The sequence below is a fragment of the Polaromonas sp. P1_G2 genome (assembly GCF_056405515.1).
Genome location: NZ_JBFUBY010001368.1, coordinates 1 through 414 on the forward strand (window position 1 = coordinate 1; position 414 = coordinate 414).

The 414-nt window shown below is 58.7% G+C and carries 1 pseudogene; it reads left to right on the forward strand.

Going from position 1 to position 414, the window contains the following annotated elements:
- A pseudogene (locus AC1D0P_RS30595) lies at positions 1–299 on the forward strand (hypothetical protein); the annotation flags it as partial.
- Between the last annotated feature and the right edge of the window lie 115 nt (positions 300–414).

The following is a 414-nucleotide window of genomic DNA, read 5'->3' on the forward strand; positions in this document are numbered from 1 at the left end:
GCCTGAAGTGGATGGAAGCCCGCAACATGATCAAGGTCGAGAAGGCGTTGAAGGATCATGTGGCGGCGATCTCCTGCGGCGTCTTCGCCAATCAGCCGGTCCTGGACCTCGATTATCTCGAAGATTCCTCGGCCGAGACGGATGCCAATTTCGTCATGACCGGCAAAGGCGGCATCGTCGAGATCCAGGGCACGGCCGAGGGCGCACCGTTTTCCGAGGAAGAACTGCTGACGCTGATGGGTCTCGCCAAGCAGGGTATCAGCGACCTCGTGCAAATGCAGAAGCAGGCGATCGCCTGAGATGAGACGATGAACAAGGCTCCGTCGCAAATTCTGGAATCGGCACTTTACGTCGATGACCTCGATGCGGCGGAGGCGTTCTACGAGCGCATTCTCGGACTGGAGAAGATCGGGC